Annotated in this window: 3 protein-coding genes and 1 tRNA gene; 2 read left to right on the top strand and 2 right to left on the bottom strand. The window is 35.1% G+C overall.

What is annotated here, in order from left to right:
* Positions 1-322, top strand: a 322-nt coding sequence (locus A9Q93_RS12990; protein ID WP_369674730.1) for a DUF6503 family protein, incomplete at its 5' end; no start/stop codon positions are given.
* Positions 323-541: 219 nt separating this feature from the next.
* Here the strand turns inward: A9Q93_RS12990 and A9Q93_RS12985 are convergent.
* Together A9Q93_RS12985 and A9Q93_RS12980 are read right to left on the bottom strand one after the other, a co-directional pair.
* A complete protein-coding gene (locus A9Q93_RS12985) occupies positions 542-5,902 on the bottom strand; it encodes a LamG-like jellyroll fold domain-containing protein (protein WP_303687828.1) in 5,361 nt (1,786 codons plus the stop codon).
* Between the two features lie 416 nt (positions 5,903-6,318).
* Positions 6,319-6,392, bottom strand: a tRNA-Met gene (locus A9Q93_RS12980).
* 140 nt (positions 6,393-6,532) lie between these two features.
* Between A9Q93_RS12980 and A9Q93_RS12975 the strand changes: the two genes are divergently transcribed.
* A complete protein-coding gene (locus A9Q93_RS12975; RefSeq protein ID WP_303687835.1) occupies positions 6,533-6,922 on the top strand; it encodes an START-like domain-containing protein in 390 nt (129 codons plus the stop codon).
* The last annotated feature ends 171 nt before the right edge of the window (positions 6,923-7,093 follow it).

The raw sequence follows: 7,093 nt of genomic DNA, 5'->3' as shown, positions 1-7,093 counted from the left end.
AACTTACCATGAGATTGAGGTCACCTTTGATGAAAATGGTGGTGGAGAAGATCATGAAGATGTATTTATGTACTGGATCAACACAGAAGATTTCTTTATCGATTATCTAGCTTACTCTTACTGTGAGGAAGAATGTGGTTACCGCTTTCGCGAAAGCGAGAACAGAAGAAACCTCAATGGTATCATTATTCAAGATTACAACAACTACAAATCTGAAAAATCAAATCCAGATTTATCCACACTAGATGATTTATTTGAGCAAGGTAAATTAACCAAGCTAAGCGATATTGATTTAAAAAGAGCCTCGTTTACTAACAACTAAATAATTATAGAAGCCTGTCTACTGAAATTTTTGTTTTATCGTAGTGGAGTAGGGTTTGTGTATTATAATTTCACTCTTCAGCGCTTCCTATTTTAGGTTATAGTGGTTCAAAAAATAGCAGTTCTATAAGTATCTTAATTATTACTGCTAATATCATCGATCGTACAAAAAAAGCCTTTGATTTCTCAAAGGCTTTTCTACTAATTAAGGTTATGGGAATTACTGTATGATCACTTTACGAGTTTGTAAACCATAATTAGTAAATAATTGTACGATGTAGTTTCCTTTAGCAATGTTTACGGTACTTACAGATAAAATACCATCTTGATCGCTCACATCCCAAGACTGCACTTGCTGTCCTAACATATTTGTGATAGTAATAGTATCTATATTGATATCTGTACCTTTTTTAACATTTAGAGTTTCTGTATTATTAGGAGTGTAAACTACTAGATCACTTTCTAACAGCTCTACTTGCTCATTACTCAACGTAGTAGGGTCTGTAAATACTATTGAATATCTGGTGTTATTTGTTCCAGCAGATAGGGTAGGGCTTACATAAGCACCGTTCATCAAGTCTGTGTATGTATTTGCAACAGCATCTTTAAGGAAAATTTGCTGTGTAGGGTCTATGTTTTGAACATCATCTAATTGTATAGTGAAAGAACCAGATGCTTGTAATTTTACCATTAACGGTAGCTCCACAGCTGGATCTATAGCGTTTATACCTTGAATGCTCAGGTTTTGATTTCCTAAAACAAATGCCATATCTTCTCTTTGTTCGTCTATTTGTAAACCGTCAAAGGCATTATCATAACCCATGGTAGCATTAGGATCTACCGTTAAGAGAACTTGTCTATAAATTGTACTAGGACTAGCAAAACCTAATCTTATTTTAGGTCTGTTGTCGTTAAAGGAGTTGTAGTCATCAAAAGCACTACTAGAAGAACTATTTCCTGGTGCAGCTACAAATAAACTGTTTCCAGAAGCTTCTGTAACAAACTGTCTTTGATCATTTCTAAATCTTATCGTACCGTCTGCAACACCAGTAACAAAAAATCCTTGAGCTACAGGGACAAAACGTTCTGGTCGCTTAGTAGGGATTCCTCCTTGATTCACATCAGGATTAGAAGTTCCTACGGTTGCGTTAGGTACTCCACCAGAGAAGTTATACATAGCATAACCTCCTTGATAGTTTGCTAGTACGTGTGTGTTACCACCCCAATGTTCCCAGAAGTACAACGTACCGTCTAATTGTGGGTTATCAGATATAAATTCATGTGCGTCTAAAGCACTAGGATATGGATTACCTATTAAATAATCATTTCCAGCATCAATGTCCAGATCGATATTACCGTTGTTTGGTTTACCTACAAAAACATAATTTTGATCGCTCGCTGCTCCAGTACCTTTCATAGTAAAACCTTCTCCAGCATTTAAAGCCCCATTTGGTCCCAAATATTCCCAATTTGAATATGTATTACTAGTTAAGTCTCTATAAGCATATAACCATCTACCAGAAATGGTAGCGGCAGTTGTAGCGTTACCAGGAGCGCCATCACGCACATTTCTAGAGGTGAAGTTTAAGTCACGAGGATTATTTACTAAAGTACCATCTTTTAAATTTCCACTTATAGTGTAACCATTATTAGTACTGTTATTAACTATACGACTTACAGGAGAAGACCAGTAATTATAGTCAAAAGTAACTCCAGTTCCTTGTTGATCTCTTTCTATAAATCCAGTATTGTTCTCTACTAAATCGCTATCTGTAGTTTGAACTAACTGCGATTCACCTTTAAGGTCTATAGAACTTGAAAGATCAAGTAAATGCGTAACTGTTAAACCGTGATCATTATCTACATTAAGTTGGTTACTTTGTACAAACAAACCTAAAACAGTGATGTCGCTGTTTGCGATAGTTACTTCGTTGTTAGTCTTAACGATATTCCAATCTATTTTAACCACATTTCCATTAATAACTCTTGTGCTACCTGGTGTATATAATAAAGACCCATTTGCCCAGCTAGATTGATCTTCCCAGTCTCCATTTCCATTACTTTGATAAGGTAGTGGTGCTGTTTGAGTTCTTAATTCAAAGAAATTTTCATTTGCCATTCTTCCGTAACCTTTGTTTACAGATTCATCGTTTAATGAAGCACCTATAAAGCTATTCATGCTGTAGTAAGCTACTAGTCGTTCCCAATCAATACCTGCAACGTCATTTTTAGTTATGGTAGAAGGAATAACGCTACCATTAAGTAAAGTAGAATTTTCTTGAAGCTCTTGATTCATTATGAACCTGATTTGTTTTTCTGTAAGAGCGACATCCCACATTCTTATTTCATCTAGTTCTCCATTAAAATGTTCTACAGCGGTTTCATTTTCTTCAATTCTAGCACCTAGACCTAGAAGGTTAGAATCTGCCACAGGAGCACCTATCGCAGCTTGAGTATCTTCTACACCATCAATATAAATCTTTGCAAGGCTTCCATCATAAGTAACTGCTATATGTCTCCAGATACCATTATTAAGTGCTGTATTAGAAACTAACTCTTCTAATGATGTAGAGCTGTTCCATCTTAATATAATTCTATTGTCATCTCTCAAGGATAATTGAAATCCAGAACCATTTGCTCGTTTTGCTACAATAGTCCTTTCGGTGTTTGTACTATTGGAACCTTGACTTAGAACCCAAGCACCTGCAGTAAATCTACCGCCAAAACCTTGAGGATTATCAATAATAATATTATCATCTACGCCATCAAAAGCAACACTTCTGTCTTCAAATTTTACGTCTGTTACAGCAAGTGTAAAATATTTTATACCATCAAAGTTATAAGAAGCTCTTTGATAACTACCATCCTCTAAAAAGAATCTTGTTTCTAAATTAGTTGTAAAGTTAGGATCGTCAGCTATCATGAGAACATATTCTCTATTGGCTGTAAGTGCAGGTAAACCAGAAAAATCTGTAGTAGCAACTCTTACTTCAGTTTTGCCAATGTCAGAAGTGGTTTTTTCTTCAATTTTCCACACTCGGTTCATTCTAGTAATATTTGTCAAAACAGCATTAGTCACACCTACATCATGATTGATAACACTAGAAAAAGCATTTAAGTCTTGTCCATTGTGACCCCAAATAAGAAAATCTTTATCATTTTCAAAATTTGCAGAGTTTTGACTTCCTAAATCTTCTACTTTATTTAATCCTATAGCTACGATGCTTGTAGAATTTTCACTTTTAGATTGCTTTTGAAATAACTCAGAATTATCATCTCTTCCTATTCCAGCAACATCATAATTAAAAGTGGTGTTAGATGAATAGTCCCAAATCACGTTGTTGTTTGAATCTAGATAATCCCAATCTGCTCTATGATCGTCAAGAGTACTAGTAGGATTATGTAAAGAAACACCATTTTTAATAGCTAAATAGGAGTAGATCTTTTGTTGTACCGCATCTGATTTTCTATCACGGTAACTAAAAACTTCAGTAATTTCTCCATCAAGATGCGTCTCAAATGGTAAGCCATTAAGTTGGTAACGTCCAGCACCTAGATAGAAAGGTTTATTTACAAAAGAGTTGAAATCCATATTTGCATTAGTAAATTCAGAAAAGCCAGTGGCGTTGTCTATTTTTCTACCATTTAAATAAATTTCAGTTCCGTTATTGTTAGGATTGTTTTTAACGTTTAATATATGTACATCATCAAAGGTTCTTGTTGTGCTTTCAAAACTTCTTCCATAACTCTCAGGAGCAGGTGATGTCTGACTGAATGAACTTACACAATGTGAAAGCACTGGATCTTCAAATCTTACTGATACTGGTCCCCATCCTAATCCCGAAGGGTCTTGTGAAGGACTTTCTTTTGAGACTTTGGCACCTATAAGCATGGTTTCACCTGCTAGTTCATTAGTCATATCAATGGTACTTCTTACAACTATCCAGTAGTCACCAGAATTTAATCCGCCTTTACCTCTTAAGTGTTGTTGTGCAGCTCTATCAAATGCTACAGTAGCATTAAAATTGATATTGTTATTAACATTGTTAGCAAACATTGGTGCATTAGTTGGAATTTCAAAGGCGTCGTTATCTAGTGCTTGATCTTCCCAAAGTGGTAGTGTACTACCATCAGTAGCAGCGATATCTTGAGATCTCAACCATAGTGTCAAATTATCGTTTACGTCAGCTGGGCCATCAGCAGCAAGATCTGGATTAATTTTTCTCCCTGTAATAATGATGTTATCAAATAAAGCACCATCGTCTCTAGTATTATCGCCATCACTAGCAAATTGAACTCTTAATCTCAGAAGTGGATTATTTTCTGTTCCTATTGGTAATACGTGACTAGCCTCTTCAAACCTACTTAAGCTGGCATCTCTGGTAGTGCTATCCCCAGCCCAAGCATCGGCTCCATTTGCAAAACCATCTACATCACCAAAGTTGTACCAGTTCTCACCAGAAGAGTCATTTCCTAGAGTGGTCCAATTAGTACCTCCGTCTATACTATATTGAACACGCATTCCATCATCATTATCATTGGTATTAGTTCTAAAATCTATGTAGAATTTGAGATCAGTATAACCTAAAGATGAAATTATCGGGCTTGTTAATGTTGCAGTTCTGTTGCTAGGATAATTGTTCCAGTTGTCTGTATACCAGTAATTCCCTTCACCTTTTTCATTAGGTACAGTTCCTAAACTAAATTGAAATCCTCCAGCGGTAGTTGTACTCCAACCAGCTGCACCTGCATCAAAATTTTCATAATACAAAGTAGAAACTGGACTAGCAACTTGTGCAGTTATATCAAAATTATAAGACCCTTCATCTGCATCATCTGAAGTAAAGTTTATTGTAGCATCACTCACCCCAACCGTTATTCTTGAATATTCTACAGTAAATGTATCACTTCCTCCTGCAGGAATTACAGCATTAGGTTGAACAATTACATTGAAATCTAAGGCATTAGTTCCTGTAATAGTAACTGGTGCGCCTGATAAATTTAAATCTGCTCCACCAGTGTTTTCAATTGTAAATGTTCTAGTAATTGATGTACCTAAATCGGTAATTCCAAAATCAGTTCCGTCAGTTGAATTTGGTGCATTTGAGTTATCTGGGATGCTTGTGCCAAAACCTGTTACGTCTATTTCTGGTGACAAGGTACAGCTTCCACCACCGGAGACATTAAAATTAGCACTAGCTGTAGTACCAGTATTTAATGAACCGTTTACTACAACGGTTCCTGCTACAGTAACGGTAATGTTAGCACCAGCACCATTCCAGCCGTCTCCATAGAAATCTCTTACGGTCAAGGTGTATCCATTTGCATTAGGTAAACACCCCAAGTTTAACGTAGCAGAGTGAGAACCAGCTGCTCCATTTGAGCAGTTAGATGGATCACAGTAATTGAAAATAGAGGTGCCACTTGGATCAAATATTTCAAAACTATTATCTCCAGACCATTGAGGCCAGTTAATAGAAACAACAACTTCAGAGGATTGTGCGGTAACTATCTGTGCAAAAAATATAAATATTGTAAAAGAGAAATATTTAATAAATGTGGGGAAAGTAATTTTTTTCATGCATACCTGATTTAACGGATTTATGTCAGGTTAAATATATATGCACTACATCGACTATATATGTATTTTAACAGTTTTATCGCTGAAAAACATAAAAAACATGCGTTTCATCGATAAAATACTATTTTAAGAATAACAGTTCACAGAATATTAACACCGTTAATCGATAATATAAACTATTAATTTACATTAAATTAACACTTGTTAATGTGAATTTATGATTTAAGTTATAGATCGAGTAGAGGCACCATATCTATCTGAAGCTCGTTTTTAAACAGAATAGATAAGCATATTGATGTTTTCAAGTTTAAAATAATACTTCAAATCTCAAGAAATAAAATAGGATGAGGAAGAATTAATGACGAATAGCATTAATAAAAAAAAACTCCTATTCTTTAAAAAGGATAGGAGTTTTGTAGCGTGGGGCGGGCACGATCCGCCGACCTCAGCATTATGAGTGCTGCGCTCTAACCAACTGAGCTACCACGCCGTGGATAATCATGCTGTTTAAGCGGCTGCAAATATACATTTATTTATTTTTTTAAACCAAATGATATCTAAACTTAATTTTGATTTATAAGATTTTTTAAGAATAAAATTATGTCCTATATTGCCGCAAATGTTTATTCAATGCAAGATCCAATCAAATTTGACTTAGAATTTCCAATTCAAGCTTCACCAGCATTATTATATCAACACATCGCAACTCCTTCTGGAATGTCAGAATGGTTTGCTGATAATGTAAATAGTCGAGGTGAATATTTTAGATTCATCTGGGATGGTCAAGAGGAAAAAGCAAAAATTTTAAAACGAGTATCTGGAGAACGAGCTAGATTTCAATGGGATTATGATGAGGATACAAAAAAATATTTTGAGTTAAGAATTCAAGTTGACGAGATAACAAAAGATGTTTCTCTTATGATAAGCGATTTTGGTGATGATGATGATGAAGTAGAAGAACAAAAGATGTTCTGGGAAAATCAAGTTAGTGCTCTAAAAAAAGTGTTAGGATCGAGATAATCTATTTTTAAAGATTTAATTTTATGCCCTGATAAAACAGGGCTTTTTTTATGATTTTACTGAATGGAGAATTTGTTGCTGAACAAAAGGCTGTCTTGCCATATAATAACCGTGGTACCTTTTATGGTGATGGAGTTTTTGAAACACTAAGATGTTTTGAAGGAAAGGTCT

Origin of the sequence: Nonlabens dokdonensis, from assembly GCF_002162835.1 — a bacterium.
Taxonomy (GTDB): Bacteria; Bacteroidota; Bacteroidia; order Flavobacteriales; family Flavobacteriaceae; genus Nonlabens; species Nonlabens dokdonensis_B.
The sequence above is the reverse complement of the archived record's forward strand: the minus strand, read 5'-3'. Positions and strand labels throughout refer to the sequence as shown.

Coding starts and splice junctions, on each gene's coding strand:
- A9Q93_RS12985 (WP_303687828.1), bottom strand. CDS start 5,902: ATGAAAAAAATTACTTTCCCCACATTTATTAAATATTTCTCTTTTACA.
- A9Q93_RS12975 (WP_303687835.1), top strand. CDS start 6,533: ATGCAAGATCCAATCAAATTTGACTTAGAATTTCCAATTCAAGCTTCA.